The following is a 20,740-nucleotide window of genomic DNA, read 5'->3' as shown; positions in this document are numbered from 1 at the left end:
GTCATGGGGTCTGATACGGGGGTCCTGGGGCCGGAGGCCTTCATGCTTCTCGCGGTGAAGGCCTCCGCACTCCCGTCAGACCTCTTCGACGCTGCTCGGCTCGCGCCGGGACAGGTCGATGCCAAGCTCCTCCGCAGCGCGGAAGACGTCCTCGTCGGTGTCGCGCATCTCGATGGACATGCCGTCCGAGGACAGCACCTCCACGTTGAGGCACAGGGACTGCATCTCCTTGATGAGGACCTTGAAGGACTCGGGGATGCCGGGCTCGGGAATGTTCTCGCCCTTGACGATGGCCTCGTAGACCTTCACGCGGCCGGTCACGTCGTCGGACTTGATGGTCAGCAGCTCCTGGAGGGCGTACGCGGCGCCGTAAGCCTCCAGCGCCCACACCTCCATCTCACCGAAGCGCTGGCCACCGAACTGGGCCTTACCACCCAGCGGCTGCTGGGTGATCATCGAGTACGGACCGGTCGACCGGGCGTGCAGCTTGTCGTCGACCAGGTGGTGGAGCTTGAGGATGTACATGTACCCGATCGAGATCGGGTCCGGGAACGGCTCACCGGAGCGGCCGTCGAACATCCTCGCCTTGCCGGTCGGCTGCACCATGCGCTCGCCGTCGCGGTTCGGGATGGTGTGCTGGAGCAGACCGGCCAGTTCGTCCTCGCGGGCACCGTCGAAGACCGGGGTCGCGACGTTGGTTCCGGGGGCGACGGAGTCGGCGCCGATGACCTGCAGACGCTTCGCCCAGTCGTCGCCGAGACCGGAGACGTCCCAGCCGCGACTGGCGAGCCAGCCGAGGTGGATCTCCAGGACCTGTCCCGGGTTCATGCGGGACGGCACACCGAGCGGGTTGAGGATGATGTCGACCGGGGTGCCGTCCTCCAGGAACGGCATGTCCTCGATCGGCAGGATCTTCGAGATGACACCCTTGTTGCCGTGCCGGCCGGCGAGCTTGTCACCGTCCGTGATCTTGCGCTTCTGGGCGACATAGACACGGACCAGCTGGTTGACGCCGGGCGGCAGCTCGTCGCCCTCTTCGCGGTCGAAGACGCGGACGCCGATGACCTTGCCGATCTCGCCGTGCGGGACCTTCAGCGATGTGTCACGGACCTCACGGGCCTTCTCACCGAAGATCGCGCGCAGCAGGCGCTCCTCCGGCGTCAGCTCGGTCTCACCCTTGGGCGTGACCTTGCCGACGAGGATGTCACCGGCGACGACCTCGGCACCGATCCGGATGATGCCGCGCTCGTCGAGGTCGGCGAGGACCTCCTCGGAGACGTTCGGGATGTCCCGGGTGATCTCCTCGGGGCCGAGCTTGGTGTCACGGGCGTCGACCTCGTGCTCCTCGATGTGGATCGAGGAGAGGACGTCGTCCTGTACGAGGCGCTGCGACAGGATGATCGCGTCCTCGTAGTTGTGACCCTCCCACGGCATGAACGCCACGAGCAGGTTCTTGCCCAGGGCCATCTCGCCGTTCTCGGTGGCCGGACCGTCGGCCAGGACCTGGCCCTCGATGATCCGGTCGCCCTCGTTGACGATGACCTTCTGGTTGACCGAGGTGCCCTGGTTGGAGCGGGCGAACTTGGCCAGGCGGTACGTGATGTACGTGCCGTCGTCGTTGGTGGTGGTGATGTAGTCCGCGGAGACCTCCTGGACCACACCCGCCTTCTCGGCCTTGACCACGTCGCCGGCGTCGACGGCGGAGCGGTACTCCATGCCGGTGCCGACGAGCGGGGCCTCGCTCTTGATGAGCGGCACGGCCTGACGCATCATGTTCGCGCCCATGAGGGCACGGTTGGCGTCGTCGTGCTCCAGGAAGGGGATCATGGCGGTCGCGACCGACACCATCTGGCGCGGCGAGACGTCCATGTAGTCGACGTCGTCACCGGGGACGTAGTCGACCTCGCCGCCACGACGGCGGACCAGGACGCGGTTCTCGGTGAAGCGCATGTCGTCGTCGAGCGTGGCGTTGGCCTGCGCGATGACGAATCGGTCCTCTTCGTCGGCCGTCAGGTAGTCGACCTCGTCGGTGACGACACCGTCGGTGACCCGGCGGTAGGGCGTCTCCACGAAACCGAACGCGTTGACGCGCCCGTAGGAGGCGAGCGAACCGATCAGACCGATGTTCGGGCCTTCGGGGGTCTCGATCGGACACATACGGCCGTAGTGCGAGGGGTGCACGTCACGGACCTCGAAGCCGGCCCGCTCACGAGACAGACCACCGGGACCCAGCGCCGAGAGACGACGCTTGTGCGTCAGACCCGACAGCGGGTTGTTCTGGTCCATGAACTGCGACAGCTGGCTGGTGCCGAAGAACTCCTTGATGGAGGCGACGACCGGCCGGATGTTGATCAGGGTCTGCGGCGTGATCGCCTCGACGTCCTGGGTCGTCATCCGCTCGCGGACGACTCGCTCCATACGCGCCAGACCCGTACGGACCTGGTTCTGGATGAGCTCGCCGACGCTGCGCAGACGACGGTTGCCGAAGTGGTCGATGTCGTCGGTCTCGACGACGATCGTCTGGCCGTTGTCCGCGGCCGTCTCGGTCTCGCCCGCGTGCAGCTTCACCAGGTACTTGATCGTCGAGATGACGTCCTCGACGGTCAGGACGCCCGCGTCGAGCGGAGCCTCCGCACCCAGCTTCTTGTTGACCTTGTAGCGGCCGACCTTCGCGAGGTCGTAGCGCTTCGGGTTGAAGTACAGGTTCTCCAGAAGCGTCTGCGCGGCCTCACGCGTGGGGGGCTCGCCCGGACGCAGCTTGCGGTAGATGTCGAGCAGCGCGTCGTCCTGCCCCTGGGTGTGGTCCTTCTCCAGGGTGGCGCGCATGGACTCGTACTCGCCGAACTCCTCCAGGATCTGCTCGGTGGTCCAGCCGAGGGCCTTGAGGAGGACGGTCACGGACTGCTTGCGCTTGCGGTCGATGCGCACACCGACCATGTCGCGCTTGTCGATCTCCATCTCCAGCCAGGCACCCCGGGAGGGGATGATCTTGGCGGAGAAGATGTCCTTGTCGGACGTCTTGTCGATGGAGGAGTCGAAGTAGACACCGGGGGAACGGACCAGCTGCGACACGACGACGCGCTCGGTGCCGTTGATGACGAAGGTGCCCTTGTGGGTCATGAGCGGGAAGTCGCCCATGAAGACCGTCTGGGACTTGATCTCGCCGGTCTCGTTGTTGGTGAACTCGGCGGTGACGAAGAGCGGGGCCGCGTAAGTGAAGTCGCGGTCCTTGCACTCGTCGATGCTGTTCTTCGGCGGCTCGAAGCGGTGGTCGCGGAAGGTCAGCGACATCGACCCGGAGAAGTCCTCGATCGGGGAGATCTCCTCGAAGATCTCCTCCAGACCGGACTTGGTGGGGACGTCCTGTCCGTTCTCCAGAGCCTCCTCGACCCGACTCTGCCAGGCGGTGTTGCCGAGCAGCCAGTCGAAGCTCTCGGTCTGCAGCGCGAGCAGGTTGGGAACCTCGAGCGGCTCCTTGATCTTTGCGAAAGAGATGCGCAGCGGGGCAGTGCTGGCGGCTGGGTTCGTATTCGAGGTCGAGGCGTTGCGCGAGGCGGCCAAGAGGGGGTCCTTCCGAGGGCTCGGACTCACTACGCGCGTACCGGCCCCTCATCCTGCGCAAAGAGAGCAGGCGGTTCCTGAACTGACGGATAAGGCCAGGTCAGAAATGGTCTGTTCGTCGATGCTCAAGCGAGGGCATGCCCCTGGTGACGGGCAGGGGACAGCTAACAGGCAGCGCAAAGGGTCAGTGTAGCCACTTGGCACACTGATGTCCAGTGCGGGTTTTTTGAGACCCTCGTTGTTCTCGACACCTACGCAAGCCCACGCCCTCAATGCACGTTGATACTGCCCTCTTCGCCGTCGATCCATGCCTCGGAGTTCGGATCGGTGTGACGACGCGTCCTGAGAATTGCGCGCTGCGTGCAGTTCGTCAAGGCCCCTCATGCCCGATCCGGGTGCCGCGATCGTCACTCGCGGCTCGTCACCCGGGGTGTTCGGAGGCACGACGAAGATCACCATACTCGTCGCCACCGACAGTGCAAGGCAGCCGTCGCTCGACGTCCCGGAACGCCGAAAGGCGACCACCCAGTTGGGTGATCGCCCTTCAGTGCGTTCGCGTTACAGCCTCGAACGAGTTTTTGACACTCGTCCGAGAGGTGTTACTTGACCTCGACGGAGGCGCCGGCGGCCTTGAGGGACTCGGCAGCCTTCTCGGCGGCCTCCTTGGCGACCTTCTCGAGAACGGGCTTCGGGGCGCCGTCCACGAGGTCCTTGGCCTCCTTCAGACCCAGGGAGGTCAGCTCACGCACGACCTTGATGACCTGGATCTTCTTCTCGCCGGCGCCGGTGAGGACGACGTCGAACTCGTCCTGCTCCTCGACGGCGTCGACCGGGGCGCCGGGGACGGCCGGGCCGGCGACGGCGACGGCCGCGGCGGCGGTGACGTCGAACTTCTCCTCGAACGCCTTCACGAACTCGGAGAGCTCGATGAGGGTGAGGTTCTCGAACTGCTCGAGCAGCTCTTCCTGGGACAGCTTCGTCGCCATGTCGGGCGATCCTTCCACTAAATCGGCTGGTGCCGTGATGTACATGTCGGCGGGCGTACGTTCGGCCCGCGTAGACCACCGCCGCGTCAGGCGGCCGTGGTCACTGTGCGAGCCGAGTTACTCGGCACCGCCCTGCTCGTCCTGCTTGGCGCGAAGGGCGTCCACGGTGCGGACGAGCTTCGAGGGAAGCGCCTGGAAGAGCTGCGCAGCCTGGGACTGCTTGCCCTTGAAGGCACCCGCCAGCTTGGAGAGCAGAACCTCGCGGGACTCGAGGTCCGCGAGCTTCTTGATCTCGTCGGCGGACAGCGCCTTGCCGTCAAGGACACCGCCCTTGATGACGAGGTTCGGGTTGTCCTTGGCGAAGTCACGAAGACCCTTCGCCGACTCCACCGGGTCACCGGTGACGAAGGCGACCGCCGTCGGACCGTTGAACAGGTCGTCGAGCGTCGTGATCCCGGCCTCGTTGGCCGCAATCTTGGTCAGCGTGTTCTTCACCACGGCGTACTGGGCGTTCTCACCGAGCGAACGGCGCAGGTTCTTGAGCTGCGCCACGGTGAGACCCCGGTACTCGGTCAGCACGGCGGCGTTCGAGCTACGGAACTGCTCCGTGAGCTCGGCCACCGCGGCAGCCTTGTCGGGCCTTGCCATAGAGCGTCGGCCTCCTTCCGGGTGATGAGGACCGCTCAGAAGGGGCTGGGGGAAAACGAAACGCCCCGGCGCAGGCGCTCGGGGCGTGGCTCGACCGGACGAATCCCGTACGAGGACGGAACCGGACCGGGAGCAACTTCCACAGTCACCTGCGCGGGTCGTCCGCAGTTCAGCGGATCCTTCGGCCACCGCGCCCTCTCCCGAGCACACGGCAACGACCAGCGGTCTTTGGCTTCCTGGAGAGCGTAGATGACACGGGACGTGTCAAGCAAATCCGCTCCCGGCGACCCCGCCCGACGGCCTCGGTCCGGCGATCTCAGCTCGTCGGCAGATAGCTCAGCAGGTCCTTGTGGTCGACGGTCTCGGCGGCCGGCGGCTCCTCGGTGGAGACGTCGACGCCGTAGTCGCTGTAGTGGACCGTGGAGCGCACCGTGCCGTTCGCGGTGTCGGCCTTCTCCACCTTCTTGACCAGCAGATGGTCGTCATCGATCCACAGGTCGATGTCCGCGGTGGTGATCCCGGCCGCCTTCAGCTGCTCGGCCGACTCGGCCCGCACCGTGCCCGCGTAGTGCGTGGTCCGCTCCCCCCGTACGTCCTCCTCGCCGACCCGCTCGACATCGCCGGAGGCCAGCAGCAGCCGTACGGACTGGTTGGGCGTGACGCTCGCGAAGTGGTCCCGCACATAGACGCCGGGGGCCCCGCCGATCATCTCGTCCATGTCCCCGTAGGCGTATCTGATCCACCGCTTGCCGCCGTACTGCCCGGCGAACACCTCGCCCATGTCCGCGTAGTAGGCGTCGGGCAGATAGCGGGCCTCGGTCGCGGTGATGCCGAGGCGGCTCATCCGGTCGGCGGCCTGGCCTCCGGTGTAGGTGAGGGTCATGGTGCCGTGCAGACCGTCGGCCCAGTCGATCTCGCCGTCCGCCGTCATGGACATCAGGTCGCCCAGGTCGGCCGTGGACTCGATCCTCGACGAGTCGGCGTCCCCGGTGGCCCTGTCCGCGAGCCTGAGCGCCGCGAGCGGGTCGCCGTCGCCCGCACCGGAGTCCGAGGGCCCACAGCCCGCCACGCCCGTCAGCGCGACCGCCATCGCGAACGACAGGACCGTACGGCGGCGCCCGCGCGTGCTGGTCATCCGTGCCCACCCCCCGGGGAGCCTGCCGTGCCCCCGCACACCAGAGCAGCACACTCGTGGGCGTATGCACACCCGTATGCCGAAACGCCCCATGGCGGAAAGGGGCGAGCCCCGCACCTCGGAAGGTGCGGGGCTCGTCCTCGGGCTGTGCGTCCGCGACGCGGCTGCCGGTGAGCGTCAGGCTCAGACGGCGGCCGGGTCCTCCTCCACGAGGAGGTTGCGGGTGCGGTTCGAGTCGATCGGAATGCCGGGGCCGATCGTGGTGCTGAGCGCGGCCTTCTTGATGTAGCGACCCTTGGCGGCCGACGGCTTCAGACGGAGGATCTCCTCCAGCGCCGCGGCGTAGTTCTCCACCAGCTTGGTGTCGTCGAACGACGTCTTGCCGATGATGAAGTGCAGGTTCGAGTGCTTGTCGACGCGGAACTCGATCTTGCCGCCCTTGATGTCGTTGACGGCCTTCACGACGTCCGGGGTCACGGTGCCGGTCTTGGGGTTCGGCATGAGACCACGGGGACCGAGCACGCGGCCGAGGCGGCCGACCTTGCCCATGAGGTCCGGGGTGGCGACGACGGCGTCGAAGTCCAGACGGCCCTTCGCCACCTCGTCGATCAGTTCGTCGGAGCCGACGATGTCGGCGCCGGCGGCGGTCGCGGCCTCGGCACGGTCACCGGTCGCGAAGACCAGGACCCGGGCGGTCTTACCGGTGCCGTGCGGGAGGTTCACGGTGCCACGGACCATCTGGTCGGCCTTGCGCGGGTCGACACCCAGACGGAAGGCGACCTCGACGGTGCCGTCGAACTTGGACGTGGAGGTCTCCTTGGCGAGACGGACGGCCTCGAGCGGGGCGTAGAGCTTGTCCCGGTCGACCTTGGCGTCCGCAGCGCGGAGAGCCTTGCTGCGCTTGCTCACAACTGCTCCTGTGTGTTCTGAAAGGAGTCGTGGTGTACGGGCCGAGCAGGCCCTACCACGTTGTCGGCTGAGTGTCCCTACCAGCCGACATGACTGCTACGAAGGTGGGGTTCAGCCCTCGACCGTGACGCCCATGGAACGCGCGGTACCGGCGATGATCTTCGCGGCGGCGTCCAGGTCGTTGGCGTTGAGGTCAGGCATCTTCGTCGTGGCGATCTCGCGGACCTGCGCCTCGGTGATCTTGGCGACCTTGGTCTTGTGCGGCTCGCCGGAGCCCTTCTCGATACCCGCGGCCTTGAGGATCATCTTGGCGGCCGGGGGCGTCTTGGTGACGAAGGTGAAGGAGCGGTCCTCGTAGACCGTGATCTCCACCGGGATGACCCAACCGCGCTGCGACTCGGTCGCGGCGTTGTAGGCCTTGCAGAACTCCATGATGTTGACGCCGTGCTGACCGAGCGCGGGGCCGACCGGCGGAGCCGGGTTGGCCGCGCCGGCCTGGATCTGGAGCTTGATGAGCCCCGTGACCTTCTTCTTCTTGGGAGGCATTACTCTCCGGGTCCTTTCGATTCGAGTGCGCCCTCATCCGGTTCGCGGCCAGATGAAGGCATACCGCACAACGATAGCGGGTATAGATGCGCGGCTAAAAACCGAGCAGGTCAGACAAGCTGCGGAGAGCTCGCCTGACCTGGTCGGAAGCGTGGTCCGAGGAACTGACTCGGCAGAGCTCAGTTCTTCTGGATCTGGTCGAACGACAGCTCGACCGGGGTCTCGCGGCCGAAGATCTCGACAAGACCCTTGACCTTCTTCGAGTCCGCGTTGATCTCGTTGATCGTCGCCTGCAGCGTGGCGAACGGGCCGTCCGTGACGGTGACCGAGTCGCCGACCTCGAAGTCCAGCACCTGGACCTCGACCTTGCGGGCGGGCGCCGGCTTGCCCTCGGCCTCGGCCGCCTCACGGGCCGCCTTCTCCTCGGCCTCCGGCGCGAGCATCTTGACGATCTCGTCCAGGGTCAGCGGGTACGGGTCGTAGGCGTTGCCCACGAAGCCGGTGACACCCGGGGTGTTGCGGACGACGCCCCAGGACTCGTTCGTCAGGTCCATGCGGACCAGGACGTACCCGGGAAGCTTGTTCTGGCGGATCGTCTTGCGCTCGCCGTTCTTGATCTGCGCGACCTCTTCCTGCGGCACCTCGGCCTGGAAGATGAAGTCCTCGACGTTCAGCGAGACGGCACGCTGTTCGAGGTTGGTCTTCACACGGTTCTCGTAACCGGCGTAGGTGTGGATGACGTACCACTCGCCGGGCAGGGTCCGCAGTTCCTCGCGCAGGGCCTCGACGGGGTCGACCGGCTCGGGCTCCTCTTCGACGGCCTCCTCGGAGACTTCCTCGTCGTCGGAGCCGTCGGTGTCCTCGTCCTCGTCGTCCTCGACGTGCACGGCCTCTTCCTCGGCCGGCTCCCCCGCCTCGGCGTCGGCAGCCTCGAACTCGTCGACCTCGTCCGCTCCCTCGACGATGTCGAGCTCATCATCCACGGACTCGGCACCTTCACCGCGTGGCTCGACGGCGTCGTTCAGGTTCGGGTCAGACACTTGGCTGCTTCTTCCTGGATGCATGGGGGTGGAACACGCGAAAGGGGCGCCAGGTTACGGCGCCCTTCGCTTTCGGCTCAGCCGAATACGTACTTGGCGGCCTTGTCGAGGCCGAAGTCAATCACAGTGACGAGGCCGATCATGATGACGACGAAGACGATGACCACCGAGGTGTAGGTCGTCAGCTGGGAGCGGGTGGGCCAGACGACCTTCCGCAGCTCCGCGACGATCTGGCGGTAGAAGAGCGCGAGACGCTTCAGCGGGCCCTTCTTGGCACGCTTACCGCCCTTGCGGGTCTTCTTGCCATCCTTGTCCTCGGGCACCTCGTCCTGGGCATCAGGCGTGTCGATGGAGCCCACGGCGTCCGTCATTCATCCTCACCTGATTCCGGATCCGGGTCGTGGCCGTGCCGCGCCCGGTCTGAGCCGCACGGCGGAACATTGCTGTACGTACATGCGCACACATCCTGGCGTGAGGAGTGTGTAGCAGGGCCGGAGGGACTTGAACCCCCAACCGCTGGTTTTGGAGACCAGTGCTCTACCAATTGAGCTACGACCCTTTGCGGTTCTCCCCCAACGTACCGCATCCGACCGGGTGCTCGGTGTGCACCTGACGGGGGCGGCCGGTGAAGGCCAACGAGGAGAGAGCATACGTGGTCCGAGCCCTGCCGTCGAACAGAAAGCGTCCGTAGGGGCGTTGCCCGTCGAAGATCGACCGTTTCCGGCCCCGGACACAAACGGTTGTTCTGCCGCTGTTCAGTCTGTGAAACCCGCGTGCCCGGCGCGTTTCGTGTCTGAAACGATGGGGTCCATGAGCGCTGCAACCCCTCCCACCGAGCGCCGGGTCTCCGCGCGCATCGGCGCGATCTCCGAGTCCGCCACCCTCGCCGTGGACGCCAAGGCCAAGGCCCTCAAGGCCGCCGGGCGTCCGGTGATCGGCTTCGGCGCCGGCGAGCCCGACTTCCCGACCCCCGACTACATCGTCGAGGCCGCCGTCGAAGCCTGCAAGAACCCGAAGTACCACCGCTACACGCCCGCCGGCGGTCTGCCCGAGCTGAAGGCCGCGATCGCCGCGAAGACCCTGCGCGACTCCGGCTACGAGGTCGAGGCGTCCCAGGTCCTGGTGACCAACGGCGGCAAGCAGGCCATCTACGAGGCCTTCGCCGCGATCCTCGACCCGGGCGACGAGGTGATCGTCCCGGCCCCGTACTGGACGACGTACCCGGAGTCGATCCGTCTCGCCGGCGGTGTCCCGGTCGAGGTCGTCGCCGACGAGACCACCGGCTACCGCGTCTCCGTCGAGCAGTTGGAGGCGGCCCGCACCGAGAACACCAAGGTGCTGCTCTTCGTCTCCCCCTCCAACCCGACGGGCGCGGTCTACACGCGCGCGCAGGTCGAGGAGATCGGCCGCTGGGCCGCCGAGAAGGGCCTGTGGGTCCTGACCGACGAGATCTACGAGCACCTGGTCTACGGCGACGCCGAGTTCCACTCGCTGCCCGTGGTCGTCCCCGAGCTGGCCGACAAGACCATCGTGGTCAACGGCGTGGCGAAGACGTACGCGATGACGGGCTGGCGGGTGGGCTGGGTCATCGGCCCGAAGGACGTGGTCAAGGCCGCGACGAACCTCCAGTCGCACGCCACGTCGAACGTCTCCAACGTGGCGCAGGTGGCCGCGCTGGCCGCCGTCTCCGGCGATCTGTCGGCCGTGGAGAAGATGAAGGAGGCCTTCGACCGCCGCCGCAAGACGATCGTGCGCATGCTCAACGAGATCGACGGCGTCCTCTGCCCGGAGCCCGAGGGCGCGTTCTACGCCTACCCGTCGGTCAAGGAGCTGCTCGGCAAGGAGATCTGCGGCAGGCGCCCGCAGGACTCGGTCGAGCTGGCCGCGCTGATCCTGGAGGAGGCCGAGGTCGCGGTCGTCCCCGGCGAGGCCTTCGGCACCCCCGGCTATCTGCGTCTGTCGTACGCCCTGGGTGACGAGGATCTCGTCGAGGGCGTCTCCCGCATCCAGAAGCTGCTGGCGGAGGCCACGGACTGAGGTCCTGAGGCTTCCTAGGGACCACATACAGCTATTCGTATGTGGTCCCTTTCATGTGTGCGAGCAAGACCACGTTCGAGGATTCCGCTACCAGTACGGCGTGGACGTGCGGCAGGATCGGGCGATGGAGCGTGTACGTGATCTCTCTGAACTGCCCAAGGCCCATCTGCATCTGCACTTCACCGGGTCGATGCGGCCCACGACCGTGCTGGAACTGGCCGACAAGTACGGGGTGCGGCTGCCCGAGGCGCTCACCGAGGCGCTGACCGGCGGGGAACCGCCGAGGCTGCGGGCGACGGACGAGCGGGGGTGGTTCCGCTTCCAGCGCCTGTACGACGCGGCGCGCTCGTGCGTCAGAGGGCCCGAGGACATCCAGCGGCTGGTGCGGGAGGCCGCGGAGGAGGACGTACGGGACGGCTCGGGCTGGCTGGAGATCCAGGTGGACCCGACGTCGTACGCGCCCCGGCTGGGTGGGCTGATCCCGGCGCTGGAGGTCATCCTGGACGCGGTGGACACGACCGCGCGGGAGACCGGGCTGGGGATGCGGGTGCTGGTGGCCGCGAACCGGATGAAGCATCCGCTGGACGCGCGCACGCTGGCCCGGCTGGCGGTGCGGTACGCGGACCGGGGCGTGGTGGGTTTCGGGCTCTCCAACGACGAACGCCGGGGCATGGCACGGGACTTCGACCGGGCCTTCGCCATCGCGCGCGAGGGGGGCCTGCTGGCGGCGCCGCACGGCGGTGAGCTGACCGGCCCGTCGTCGGTGCGGGACTGCCTGGACGATCTGCACGCCTCGCGGATCGGGCACGGGGTGCGGGCGGCGGAGGACCCCCGGCTGCTGAAGCGGCTCGCGGACCGGGGGATCACCTGCGAGGTCTGCCCGGCGTCGAACGTGGCGCTCGGCGTCTACGAGAAGCCCCAGGACGTCCCCTTGCGCACTCTGTTCGAGGCCGGGGTGCCGATGGCGCTCGGCGCGGACGACCCGCTGCTGTTCGGCTCCCGTCTCGCGGCCCAGTACGAGATCGCCCGCCACCACCACGGCTTCACGGACCCCGAACTGGCGGAGCTGGCCCGGCAGTCGATCCGCGCGTCGGCGGCCCCGGAGAAGGAACGGGCGAAGCTGCTGTCCGGGGTGGACGACTGGCTGGCCGGTCCCGCTGCCTAGAGGCTGACGCCGACCGTCACCGGCTCGTTGACCAGGGTGATGCCGAAGGCGTCGCGGACCCCGGTCACGACCTCTCGGGCCAGGGTGAGCAGGTCTTCCGTGGTGGCCGCGCCCCGGTTGGTGAGGGCCAGGGTGTGCTTGGTGGAGATCCGGGCCGGGCCGGTGCCGTATCCCTTGGTGAAGCCGGCCCGGTCGATCAGCCAGGCCGCGGAGGTCTTGGTGTGGCCGTCGCCGGCGGCGTACGCGGGCGGGGTGACGTCGGCGCCGAGCCGTTCCCGCACGCGCGCGTGGAACGCGGCGAACTCCTCGTCGTCGAGGATCGGGTTGGTGAAGAACGACCCGGCGGACCAGGTGTCGTGGTCCTCGGCGTCGAGGACCATGCCCTTCCCGGCGCGCAGCTTCAGCACGGTCTCGCGGGCGTCGGCGAGGGGGACGCGGTCGCCGGGTCCGACGCCGAGGGTGCGGGCCGTCTCGGCGTACTTGACCGGCCCCGACAGCCCGCCCGCGTCCTCCAGTTCGAACCGGACGCGCAGCACGACGTACCGCTCGGGTTCGTCCTTGAAGCGGCTGTGGCGGTACGAGAAGGCGCACTCGGCGTTCGGGACGGTGACCGTCTCGCGGGTGCGGCGGTCGTAGGCGACGACCTCGGTGATGGTGGAGGCGACCTCCTGGCCGTACGCCCCCACGTTCTGGATCGGGGTGGCGCCCGCGGAGCCGGGGATGCCGGCCAGGCACTCGATTCCGGCGAGCCCGGCCTCGACGGTCCGGGCGACGGCGTCGGTCCACACCTCGCCGGCGGCCAGTTCCAGCCGGGTCCCGTCGAGCGTGTAGCCCTTCGTGGCGACGACCAGCGCGGTGCCGGCGAACCCCTGGTCGCCGATGACGAGGTTGGACCCGCCGCCGATGAGCAGCAGCGGGGTGCCGGTGTCGTCGGCCTCGCGGACGGCGGCGATCACCTCGTCGTCGGTGGTCGCGGTGATCAGCCGGCGCGCGGGCCCGCCCAGCCGGAAGGTGGTCAGCGGGGCGAGGGGGGCGTCGTGGAGTTCCTGCACGGGCTCAAGAGTACGAGACCCCCGCGCCGTGGAGGGGCGGGGGACCGGGGCCGTCAGGCCAGGCGTACGACCGCGCGGGACATGCCCAGGACCTTCTGGCCGGCGCTCATGGCCGTGAGGTCGACGCGGACGGTGTGGTCGTCGAGCTTGGCGCCGATCTTGGCGGTGACCTCGATGGTGGCGCCCGTCCCGTCGTCGGGGACGACGACGGGCTTGGTGAAGCGGACGCCGTACTCGACGACCGCGCCCGGGTCGCCGGTCCAGTCGGTGACGACGCGGATCGCCTCGGCCATGGTGAACATGCCGTGCGCGATGACGTCGGGGAGGCCGACCTCCTTGGCGAACCGCTCGTTCCAGTGGATCGGGTTGAAGTCGCCGGAGGCGCCCGCGTACCGGACGAGGTCGGCGCGGGTCACGCCGAAGCTCTGGGCGGGCAGTTCGGTGCCGACCTCGACGTCGTCGTAGGAGATCTTCGCGGTCATCGGTTCCTCACCTGCACTGATGTCTCCTCAGGCCTTCTCGGCCGCGCGGGCCACGAGCTTGGTCCAGGCGGTCACGACGTGCTCGCCGGTCTCGTCGTGGACGTCGCCGCGGATGTCCAGGATGTCGTTGCCCGCGAGGGACTTGATCGCCTCGATGGTGGAGGTGACCGTGAGCCGGTCGCCGGCGCGGACCGGGCGCTTGTGGGCGAACTTCTGGTCGCCGTGCACGACGCGGCTGTAGTCGAGGCCCAACTGCGGGTCCTGGACGACCTCGCCGGCCGCCTTGAAGGTGATCGAGAACACGAAGGTCGGCGGGGCGATCACATCGGCGTACCCGAGCGCCTTGGCGGCCTCCGGGTCGGTGTAGGCGGGGTTGGTGTCCCCCACGGCCTCCGCGAACTCGCGGATCTTCTCCCGGCCGACCTCGTAGGGGTCGGTGGGCGGGTAGGAACGCCCCACGAAGGACTGGTCGAGCGCCATGGCTCGCTACCTCCTGCTCTACTGACCGGTACTGGTCGGTGTAACGACGCGAGGCCGCCCCCGATCTCTCGGGGACGGCCTCGTGTACGAGCCTGTTTTATCGCGTTTCGCGGTGCGCGGTGTGCGCGTTGCAACGCGGGCAGTGCTTCTTCATCTCCAGTCGGTCCGGGTTGTTACGCCGGTTCTTCTTGGTGATGTAGTTCCGCTCCTTGCACTCCACGCAGGCCAGCGTGATCTTCGGGCGGACGTCGGTGGCAGCCACGTGAGTGCTCCTTGACGAACGGATGGGACAGGGTTGAACGCATAGAAGAGTAGCCGATCGAAGGACCGACCCCGCAATCGGCTACTGTCAGTAGCGGTGACCGGACTTGAACCGGTGACACAGCGATTATGAGCCGCTTGCTCTACCGACTGAGCTACACCGCTGTGATGCGATCGGATCCCGCCTCGCGACGGGAACCATTCACACCAGAGCCCCAATACGGAATCGAACCGTAGACCTTCTCCTTACCATGGAGACGCTCTGCCGACTGAGCTATTGGGGCGAGCGATGAAGACATTACACGCCTCACCGCCGATCGCCCAAATCCGTTTCCCGGCCCGCATCCATGGGCCGTCCACGAGTCGAGCGGGGATCATTCGGCGGGCCTCCCGAGGCCCTGGTCCGACCTGTTTTCCGAGGTCCCACGCGTCTCGGGGGCACCATCGTTACCGGTCCTCCCGGCGGCCCGCCGAGAGATGAACCACACCGGTACGACTATTGCGCTCCTCCGCTACGACGACGGACGGCCCGCCTAGGCTCGACTCACTCTGCGTGATCTTGTAGCCCCAGGAGCGCGATGCCCGACAGCCGCCCGCAGCCGTCCCCCTTCTCCTCCGGCCCGCCCTCGGGCCCGGACGGGACCGGCGCCCTGCTGTTGTGCGGGGCGCGACTGACCGACGGCCGGGTGGTGGACGTACGGCTGGGCGGCGGCCGTATCGAGGCGGTCGGCACCGCGGGCAGCCTGGGCGTGGGGCCCGCCGCGTCCGGGGTGCCCGCCACCCGGGTGGATCTCGGCGGCCATCTGCTGCTGCCGGCCCCGGTCGAACCGCACGCGCACGGCGACACGGCCCTGACGGCCGACGACGAGGGGCCGGTCTCCCACGACGGCCGGGACATCCGGCGGCGGGCCACGGAGGCCGCGTTGCTGCAGCTCGGGCACGGTGCGACGGCGGTGCGCTCGCATGTCCACGTGGGCGACGTCCAGGGCCTGGAGGCGCTCACGGCGGTGCTCCAGGCGCGGCGGTCGCTGGACGGGCTCGTCGAGGTGACGACGGTGGCGATGCCCCGGGTGCTGACCGGGGTGGCCGGGGCGGACGGGCTCGCGATCCTGCGGGACGCGGTGAAGATGGGTGCCTCGGTGGTCGGCGGCTGCCCGGATCTGGACCCCGACCCGACCGGCTATGTGGAGGCGGTCCTGGAGATCGCCTCCGAGTACGGCTGCCCGGTCGACCTGCACACCGACGGCGACGACCCGGCGCGCCTGGCCCGGCTGGCGGCCATCGCGGGCGGTCTGCGGCCCGGCGTCACCCTCGGCCCGTGCGGCGGGCTCGCCCGGCTCCCCTCCCCGGTCCGCTCCCGCGCCGCCGACCAGTTGGCGGCGGCCGGGGTGACCGTCGTGTGTCTCCCCCAGGGCGGCTGCGGCGCGGTGGACCGCCGGGGCACCGCGCCCGTACGGCTGTTGCGCGCGGCCGGGGTACGGGTCGCGGCGGGCGGCGGGGCGCTGCGGGACGTGTCGAACCCCGTCGGTCGCGGGGATCCGCTGGAGGCGGCGTTTCTGCTTGCGTCCCGGTACGGGCTGCGGCCCGAGGAGGCGTACGACGCGGTCAGCGGGGCGGCGCGGGCCGCGCTCGGGCTGCCCGAGGTGCGCGTGGAGGCCGGTTTCCCGGCCGAGCTGCTCGCGGTGCGCGGCTCGCGGCTCGCGGGGGTGCTGTCGCTGGCGTACAGCCGGATCGTGGTGCACCGGGGGCGCGTGGTGGCGCGTACCAGCGCGGTGCGGGAGTACTGCGGGTCGGCCACGGGCGCGGCGGAGCTGCCTCGGCAGGGGCGGGGGCAGCCGTCCTGAGGGGGTGTGGGGCGTGCGGGAGTTGGGCGTGCGGGAGCTGGGCGTGCGGGCACGCGCGCGTGGGGTTCTCGTGCTTCACGCGCGCGTGCCCGGAAGGAAAGCAGGTGCCCTGTCGGCCGGTGCGGTCAGACGCCGAGCATGCTGCCGCCGAAGGGGCCGCCGAACTCGTCGACCGGGATCTCGGAGGCACCCTTGGGCGCGCTGATGTCACCGGCCTTGCCGAAGGTGAGGACGAGGGGGGCCTTGGCGCCCTTCGGGTCGTCGGCGAAGGCGGCGAGGTCGGTCTCGATCCGGGTCAGGTCGCCGTTCTTGAGGGTGAAGTCGACGGCGACGTTCTTGTTCGGGGCGTCCTTCATGTCCTTGGCCGTGGGGAGTTCGGCCCCCGGCGGCAACTCGCCCTCCAGGGGCTGGAGCTTGTCGACGATGCCGGTGAGCAGGTCGCGGAAGTTGGCGCGGGCGCTGATGACCTCAGCGCCGTCCTTGCCGTCCTCGGTCTTGAAGTCGACCTCGCGGGCGACGACTTTGCGCACGGCGTCGAGGAGCTTCTTCTGCGTCTTGGCGTCGATCTCGTCGGAGCCGCCCGCACCGGAGCCGGCACCCGCGTCCTCGGCGACCTCCTTCAGGTCGGCCGTGTTGACCTTGACCCAGTCGCCCTCCAGGACGGGCCGCAAGTGCTGCTCGCTCTCCGGGAGTTCGTCGAGTTCGTCGGCGGTCGGGAACGGCATGCCCATCGCGTCGCCCATGGCCTCCATGTCGGCGCGGTAGTACGTGTAGTCGCCGACGACCCGGTACTCGGCGAGCACGCCGTCGTCGCCCGAGACCTTCATGCCCATGCCGGCGATGTCCTTCTCACCGGACTCGGCCAGCGGCTTCTTCGACTTGACGGACACGTCGATACGCAGCCCGGTGAAGAACTCCGCCATCTCCGGCGGCACTTCCTCGCTGTCCTCGCCCATCAGCGCGAGGAGGTCGTCCGGGTCGGCGTCGAGGCGGATCCCGAAGGCCAGCGACTTCTGCTCGCCCAGCCGCTCGACGGCGCCGTCGATCTTCTGGCCCGCGGTGAGGTTCTGGACGGTGCCGCACGCGGCCACCGTGACGAGCACGGCCGCCGCGCAGCCGACCCCGGTGAAGGCCCGGCGGGCCATGGGCGCCCCGGCGGCGGAGGCGCGCTCCATGGACGTACGTACGACGGTCTTGCGCGTGGTGATACGCATGGTGGTGTTGGTTTCCCCCCGTGATTCCGGCGTTCGCCGAAGAAAGCGAAAAAGGCGAACATGGGTGAGACACCCGGGACTGCCGGATGGTTGCGCGGCGAACGCGTCCGTTCGGGCGTACGGTCGGAATCATGCGCATTGTCATTGCTGGAGGTCATGGTCAGATCGCGCTGCGGCTGGAGCGACTGCTCGCCGCGCGCGGTCACGAGGTCGCGGGAATCATCCGCCGCGCCGAACACGCGGACGAGCTGCGCGCGGCCGGTGCTGAACCGGTGCTGTGCGATCTGGAGTCGGCGTCCGCCGAGGAGGTCGCCGCCCATCTGCAGGGCGCGGACGCCGCGGTGTTCGCGGCGGGCGCCGGTCCGGGCAGCGGGGCGGCCCGCAAGGACACGGTCGACCGCGGGGCGGCGGTCCTGTTCGCCGACGCGGCGGTCCGGACGGGCGTGCGCCGCCACATCGTCGTCTCGTCGATGGGCGCGGACCCGAACCACGAGGGTGACGACGTCTTCGACGTCTACCAGCGGGCGAAGGGCGAGGCCGACGCGTACGTACGCGGCCTGGACCTGGACTGGACGATCCTGCGCCCCGGGCTGCTGACCGACGACGCCGGTACCGGTCTGGTGCGTCTGGAGGCGTCCACCGGGCGGGGCCCGATCCCGCGCGACGACGTGGCCGCGGTCCTCGCGGAACTCCTGGAGACCCCGGCGACCGCCGGTCTGACCCTGGAGCTGATCAGCGGTTCGGCGCCCGTCTCCGTGGCCGTGAAGTCGGTGGCGGGCAACTGAGGCCGGCGCCGCGTCGCTTCGGAGGCCGTCAGAACAGCGGTAGCTGACCGGGGAAGTCGGGGACGACGAAACCGTCGAGCGCGGGCTGGGCCGCTCCCAGCTGGGCCGGCCTGCGCGACCCCGGGCACGACACCAGGTCCCCGCTCGCCCCGGGCGGATCGTGCCGCGCGAACCGCCCCGCCACGACGGCGATCTCACGACGGCACTCGGGGCAGTTTCTGCGACGCGATGACATGGGGTCAGTGTGCCCCGGAAACGAGAAAGCCCCTTCCGAACTGCTCTCACAGTCCGGAAGGGGCTTCCCTCCACGTGGCGGCGCCAGGATTCGAACCTGGGTAGGCTAAGCCGACGGATTTACAGACCGTGCGGTATCCATGCTCTGACCAGCATCTTTCCGCCCGTGGGCGCCCCGCTGCCCCACGGGTGCCCCATGAGGCGCCGCGCGGTACGTCGACAGACGGCACGCGCGCGCACTCCGAGGGGCGGGGAGTCCGCCTCTCTGACGCCTGGAGGAAGCGTGCCCCATGCCCGTTACGCTGGTTTGCACCACCTCACGACGGGGAGTGCTTGGCGGATGGGACCGAAGACGACCAAGGTTTACGAGACGCTTCGGGAACGGCTCGACCAGGGCACATACGCCCCCGGCGACAAGTTCCCGTCCGAGCGCACGCTGACTGAGGAACTGGGGATCGGCCGGACCGCGCTCCGGCAGGTACTCGCCCGCCTTGTCGCGGAGGGCGCCCTGGAAGTACGGGGCCGGAGTGCGTACCGCGTGCCGGGCCCCGTGAGCGTGCAGACCCCGGAGGGGCTGGAACCGTGGCGCATCCATGGTGAGCGCGACCTCTATGACAACCAGTGGGTCAAGCTCCAACTGTGGGACGTCGAGCCACCTGGCGTTGAGCGCTTCGAGCACCACGTCGTGAAGCTTCAGCACGTCGCCATCACGGCCGTGGTCGACGACCAGGACCGCGTGCTCATGATGTGGCGGTACCGGTTCGTGCCGGGGCGGTTCGGTTGGGAGCTGCCCGGCGGCATCGTCGACGAGGGGGAAGCGCCGGCGGACACCGCGCTGCGGGAAGTCGTGGAAGAGACAGGGTGGCGCCCGAAGCGGGTTGAGCACGTCGTCAGCTATCAGCCCATGGTCGGCATGGTCGACTCACCGCACGAGATCTTCGTAGCCCACGGGGCCGAAAAGGTCGGTGACCCGACCGACCTGGAAGAGGCCGGGCACATCGAGTGGGTACCCCTCGCCGACGTTCCAGGGCTCATGGCGCGGGGTGAGCTGTTGGGGTCCGGCACCCTGGTCGCGCTGCTTCACATCCTGGCGACCAAGGGCAGGCAGGGGCTCACAGCCGCTCACTGAGGAGGTCGACGCGGCGGCGCTGCCTCACCGATCCCGTACGACTCGCCAAGAGCCGCGCCTGCCGTAGGTGGGTGTTCGCGTCCTCGTACTCAGCGCGGGAGAGATGCGCGTGCGCGAGATCGGTGTGGAGCCCTGCCTTCGCTCGTACGAAGGTGGGGTCCATCACCTCAAGCGCGCCGTAGAGGCTGGTCACGGCCTCTACGTCCCCGAGCAGGCCAAGCACATTGCCGCGCCACCGGGCGAGATGAGCGCCGTTCAGGAAGATGCTGAGCATGTCCGGGTCGCGGTCGACCGGTCCCGGCGGTATCGCGTCCGTGGCCGCTTCCAACGCGCGCTTGCAGTCGTCGGCCATCCCCGCGTGGGCACACAGTTCGGCTTCGGCCGCGTGCAGCCATGCCCGAAGCCGCGGTGAGGCCGACTGGCCCACGGTGCGCTGCGCGTCGCGCACGAGGTCGACTCCGAGGGCGGGTCGTCCGGCGTCGCAGAGTACGTACGCCTGCTCTGCCATGGCGTGCGCGAGGTACATCGGGGCTTCGGCATCGCGTGCGGCGCGCTTGGCCAACTCGTAGTGGCGCCAAGCCCGTTCGACCGCCCCCGAGTCGATCGCCTGCCACGCGGCAAGGGTGGACGCTCCGGCGAGGGCGAGCGCCACGGGGCGACGCGTGGTCGGCAGGACGGCGAAGTTGAGCGCGTCCTCAAGGGCGGCCAGGTGTCCCGTCATCTGGTCGACGAGACCCGCCGCGCCTCGCTCCCTGTCCATGGTGCGGAGTAGTTCGGTCTGGCTGTTGAACGCCTGCACCATGGACGCGCTGACGCTGCTCGCGGAATCGATCCGGCTGAGTAGGTCGTCGTAGCCGTCGGCCGTGGGGAGCGTCGACTTCTGGGGTGCGCCCCTCAGTTCGGTGTCGGTCACGCCGAGAAGGTTGCGCAGGACCGCCGCGTAGCGGTCTGAGATCGAGCGCCGGCCGTTCTCCCACTCAGACACGTACACCCGCAGACTCGCCGTTGAGGCAACGTCGGTGAGGCTCCGTCGGGCGTACTGCTCGATCTCGCGGATCAGCCGCTCCTGAGACCAGCCGCGCGCCTTCCGCGCGTTCCGCAGTCCTGATTCTGCGCTCACTAGGCACCCCGTCCAGCGTCTCGGTCCCGTTGCCTTCACCCCATGGTGCCTCACATCGCAGCAGGTCAACAGGGGTTAACACCAGACCCTAACTGACTGTTCATGAGGGTTA

20 protein-coding genes and 4 tRNA genes are annotated in these 20,740 nt (G+C 68.7%); 5 read left to right on the top strand and 19 right to left on the bottom strand.

The genetic code is table 11. From position 1 onward, the window contains the following. Nucleotides 1-75 precede the first annotated feature (75 nt). The 9 genes from rpoB to F9278_RS30460 form a co-directional block, all read right to left on the bottom strand. Nucleotides 76-3,561, bottom strand: a complete 3,486-nt coding sequence (gene rpoB, locus F9278_RS30505) for a DNA-directed RNA polymerase subunit beta (protein ID WP_046913802.1) — start codon at nt 3,559-3,561, stop codon at nt 76-78. Nucleotides 3,562-4,160: 599 nt separating this feature from the next. Beyond that, nucleotides 4,161-4,547: a 50S ribosomal protein L7/L12 gene (rplL, locus tag F9278_RS30495; RefSeq protein ID WP_152171179.1), complete on the bottom strand. Its 387-nt coding sequence runs from the start codon at nt 4,545-4,547 to the stop codon at nt 4,161-4,163. A 117-nt stretch (nt 4,548-4,664) separates the two neighbouring features. Then, nucleotides 4,665-5,195, bottom strand: coding sequence for a 50S ribosomal protein L10 (gene rplJ / locus F9278_RS30490; RefSeq protein ID WP_152171178.1), 531 nt, complete (start codon nt 5,193-5,195; stop codon nt 4,665-4,667). A 316-nt stretch (nt 5,196-5,511) separates the two neighbouring features. Next, nucleotides 5,512-6,330: an LppX_LprAFG lipoprotein gene (locus F9278_RS30485; protein ID WP_152171177.1), complete on the bottom strand. Its 819-nt coding sequence runs from the start codon at nt 6,328-6,330 to the stop codon at nt 5,512-5,514. A gap of 183 nt (nt 6,331-6,513) precedes the next feature. Further along, the gene (gene rplA / locus F9278_RS30480; protein ID WP_005481289.1) at nt 6,514-7,239 is read right to left on the bottom strand and encodes a 50S ribosomal protein L1; all 726 of its coding nucleotides are present in this window, start codon (nt 7,237-7,239) and stop codon (nt 6,514-6,516) included. A gap of 111 nt (nt 7,240-7,350) precedes the next feature. After that, the gene (gene rplK / locus F9278_RS30475) at nt 7,351-7,785 is read right to left on the bottom strand and encodes a 50S ribosomal protein L11 (RefSeq protein ID WP_033528316.1); all 435 of its coding nucleotides are present in this window, start codon (nt 7,783-7,785) and stop codon (nt 7,351-7,353) included. A 179-nt stretch (nt 7,786-7,964) separates the two neighbouring features. Continuing rightward, nucleotides 7,965-8,825 carry a transcription termination/antitermination protein NusG gene (nusG, locus tag F9278_RS30470; RefSeq protein ID WP_152171176.1) on the bottom strand — a complete coding sequence of 287 codons (861 nt, stop codon included), beginning with the start codon at nt 8,823-8,825 and terminating at the stop codon, nt 7,965-7,967. A 77-nt stretch (nt 8,826-8,902) separates the two neighbouring features. Further along, nucleotides 8,903-9,196 carry a preprotein translocase subunit SecE gene (gene secE, locus F9278_RS30465; RefSeq protein WP_152171175.1) on the bottom strand — a complete coding sequence of 98 codons (294 nt, stop codon included), beginning with the start codon at nt 9,194-9,196 and terminating at the stop codon, nt 8,903-8,905. Between the two features lie 115 nt (nt 9,197-9,311). Beyond that, a tRNA-Trp gene (locus tag F9278_RS30460) sits at nt 9,312-9,384 on the bottom strand. Nucleotides 9,385-9,635: 251 nt separating this feature from the next. Between F9278_RS30460 and F9278_RS30455 the strand changes: the two genes are divergently transcribed. Both F9278_RS30455 and F9278_RS30450 read left to right on the top strand, forming a co-directional pair. Then, nucleotides 9,636-10,862, top strand: a complete 1,227-nt coding sequence (locus tag F9278_RS30455; protein ID WP_193241703.1) for a pyridoxal phosphate-dependent aminotransferase — start codon at nt 9,636-9,638, stop codon at nt 10,860-10,862. A 124-nt stretch (nt 10,863-10,986) separates the two neighbouring features. Next, nucleotides 10,987-12,027, top strand: a complete 1,041-nt coding sequence (locus F9278_RS30450; protein ID WP_152171173.1) for an adenosine deaminase — start codon at nt 10,987-10,989, stop codon at nt 12,025-12,027. On the opposite strand, the gene F9278_RS30445 is transcribed toward F9278_RS30450, so the two are convergent. The 6 genes from F9278_RS30445 to F9278_RS30420 form a co-directional block, all read right to left on the bottom strand. Beyond that, complete coding sequence (locus F9278_RS30445) at nt 12,024-13,079, bottom strand: UDP-N-acetylmuramate dehydrogenase (protein WP_152171172.1); 1,056 nt, start codon at nt 13,077-13,079, stop codon at nt 12,024-12,026. The two genes, F9278_RS30450 and F9278_RS30445, sit on opposite strands and share 4 nt — an antisense overlap. 53 nt (nt 13,080-13,132) lie before the next feature. Then, complete coding sequence (locus tag F9278_RS30440) at nt 13,133-13,561, bottom strand: MaoC family dehydratase (protein ID WP_152171171.1); 429 nt, start codon at nt 13,559-13,561, stop codon at nt 13,133-13,135. A gap of 27 nt (nt 13,562-13,588) precedes the next feature. Further along, nucleotides 13,589-14,041 (bottom strand): MaoC family dehydratase N-terminal domain-containing protein, encoded by a 453-nt coding sequence (locus F9278_RS30435; RefSeq protein WP_152171170.1) that lies wholly within the window; start codon nt 14,039-14,041, stop codon nt 13,589-13,591. Nucleotides 14,042-14,138: 97 nt separating this feature from the next. Further along, complete coding sequence (rpmG, locus tag F9278_RS30430; RefSeq protein WP_003948671.1) at nt 14,139-14,303, bottom strand: 50S ribosomal protein L33; 165 nt, start codon at nt 14,301-14,303, stop codon at nt 14,139-14,141. A gap of 91 nt (nt 14,304-14,394) precedes the next feature. Continuing rightward, nucleotides 14,395-14,467, bottom strand: a tRNA-Met gene (locus tag F9278_RS30425). Between the two features lie 46 nt (nt 14,468-14,513). Further along, nucleotides 14,514-14,586, bottom strand: a tRNA-Thr gene (locus F9278_RS30420). 294 nt (nt 14,587-14,880) lie between these two features. On the opposite strand from F9278_RS30420, the gene F9278_RS30415 reads away from it, so the two are divergent. Continuing rightward, nucleotides 14,881-16,146 carry an amidohydrolase family protein gene (locus F9278_RS30415; RefSeq protein ID WP_152171169.1) on the top strand — a complete coding sequence of 422 codons (1,266 nt, stop codon included), beginning with the start codon at nt 14,881-14,883 and terminating at the stop codon, nt 16,144-16,146. Nucleotides 16,147-16,271: 125 nt separating this feature from the next. Here the strand turns inward: F9278_RS30415 and F9278_RS30410 are convergent, their stop codons facing one another. Next, nucleotides 16,272-17,360, bottom strand: a complete 1,089-nt coding sequence (locus tag F9278_RS30410; protein ID WP_226967028.1) for a hypothetical protein — start codon at nt 17,358-17,360, stop codon at nt 16,272-16,274. Between the two features lie 131 nt (nt 17,361-17,491). Between F9278_RS30410 and F9278_RS30405 the strand changes: the two genes are divergently transcribed. Then, nucleotides 17,492-18,145, top strand: coding sequence for an SDR family oxidoreductase (locus F9278_RS30405; RefSeq protein ID WP_152171168.1), 654 nt, complete (start codon nt 17,492-17,494; stop codon nt 18,143-18,145). A 28-nt stretch (nt 18,146-18,173) separates the two neighbouring features. Here F9278_RS30405 and F9278_RS30400 read toward each other — a convergent pair whose 3' ends face one another. Continuing rightward, nucleotides 18,174-18,380, bottom strand: coding sequence for a hypothetical protein (locus tag F9278_RS30400; protein ID WP_152171167.1), 207 nt, complete (start codon nt 18,378-18,380; stop codon nt 18,174-18,176). A gap of 75 nt (nt 18,381-18,455) precedes the next feature. Then, nucleotides 18,456-18,562, bottom strand: a tRNA-Tyr gene (locus F9278_RS30395). A gap of 157 nt (nt 18,563-18,719) precedes the next feature. Between F9278_RS30395 and F9278_RS30390 the strand changes: the two genes are divergently transcribed. Continuing rightward, nucleotides 18,720-19,508: an NUDIX domain-containing protein gene (locus F9278_RS30390; protein WP_152171166.1), complete on the top strand. Its 789-nt coding sequence runs from the start codon at nt 18,720-18,722 to the stop codon at nt 19,506-19,508. Here F9278_RS30390 and F9278_RS30385 read toward each other — a convergent pair. Further along, the gene (locus F9278_RS30385) at nt 19,492-20,499 is read right to left on the bottom strand and encodes an XRE family transcriptional regulator (protein WP_152174221.1); all 1,008 of its coding nucleotides are present in this window, start codon (nt 20,497-20,499) and stop codon (nt 19,492-19,494) included. The genes F9278_RS30390 and F9278_RS30385 overlap by 17 nt on opposite strands. Nucleotides 20,500-20,740 lie beyond the last annotated feature (241 nt).

It is taken from the genome of Streptomyces phaeolivaceus (genome assembly GCF_009184865.1).
Classification (GTDB): Bacteria; Actinomycetota; Actinomycetes; order Streptomycetales; family Streptomycetaceae; genus Streptomyces; species Streptomyces phaeolivaceus.
The sequence above is the reverse complement of the archived record's forward strand: the minus strand, read 5'-3'. Positions and strand labels throughout refer to the sequence as shown.

What these genes read in the sequence shown, in the direction of transcription:
- rplL (WP_152171179.1), bottom strand. Translation starts at nt 4,547, where the DNA reads ATGGCGACGAAGCTGTCCCAGGAAGAGCTGCTCGAGCAGTTCGAGAAC.
- rplJ (WP_152171178.1), bottom strand. Translation starts at nt 5,195, where the DNA reads ATGGCAAGGCCCGACAAGGCTGCCGCGGTGGCCGAGCTCACGGAGCAG.
- F9278_RS30485 (WP_152171177.1), bottom strand. Translation starts at nt 6,330, where the DNA reads ATGACCAGCACGCGCGGGCGCCGCCGTACGGTCCTGTCGTTCGCGATG.
- rplK (WP_033528316.1), bottom strand. Translation starts at nt 7,785, where the DNA reads ATGCCTCCCAAGAAGAAGAAGGTCACGGGGCTCATCAAGCTCCAGATC.
- secE (WP_152171175.1), bottom strand. Translation starts at nt 9,196, where the DNA reads ATGACGGACGCCGTGGGCTCCATCGACACGCCTGATGCCCAGGACGAG.
- F9278_RS30455 (WP_193241703.1), top strand. Translation starts at nt 9,636, where the DNA reads ATGAGCGCTGCAACCCCTCCCACCGAGCGCCGGGTCTCCGCGCGCATC.
- F9278_RS30450 (WP_152171173.1), top strand. Translation starts at nt 10,987, where the DNA reads ATGGAGCGTGTACGTGATCTCTCTGAACTGCCCAAGGCCCATCTGCAT.
- F9278_RS30440 (WP_152171171.1), bottom strand. Translation starts at nt 13,561, where the DNA reads ATGACCGCGAAGATCTCCTACGACGACGTCGAGGTCGGCACCGAACTG.
- F9278_RS30435 (WP_152171170.1), bottom strand. Translation starts at nt 14,041, where the DNA reads ATGGCGCTCGACCAGTCCTTCGTGGGGCGTTCCTACCCGCCCACCGAC.
- F9278_RS30415 (WP_152171169.1), top strand. Translation starts at nt 14,881, where the DNA reads ATGCCCGACAGCCGCCCGCAGCCGTCCCCCTTCTCCTCCGGCCCGCCC.
- F9278_RS30410 (WP_226967028.1), bottom strand. Translation starts at nt 17,360, where the DNA reads ATGCGTATCACCACGCGCAAGACCGTCGTACGTACGTCCATGGAGCGC.
- F9278_RS30405 (WP_152171168.1), top strand. Translation starts at nt 17,492, where the DNA reads ATGCGCATTGTCATTGCTGGAGGTCATGGTCAGATCGCGCTGCGGCTG.
- F9278_RS30400 (WP_152171167.1), bottom strand. Translation starts at nt 18,380, where the DNA reads ATGTCATCGCGTCGCAGAAACTGCCCCGAGTGCCGTCGTGAGATCGCC.
- F9278_RS30390 (WP_152171166.1), top strand. Translation starts at nt 18,720, where the DNA reads ATGGGACCGAAGACGACCAAGGTTTACGAGACGCTTCGGGAACGGCTC.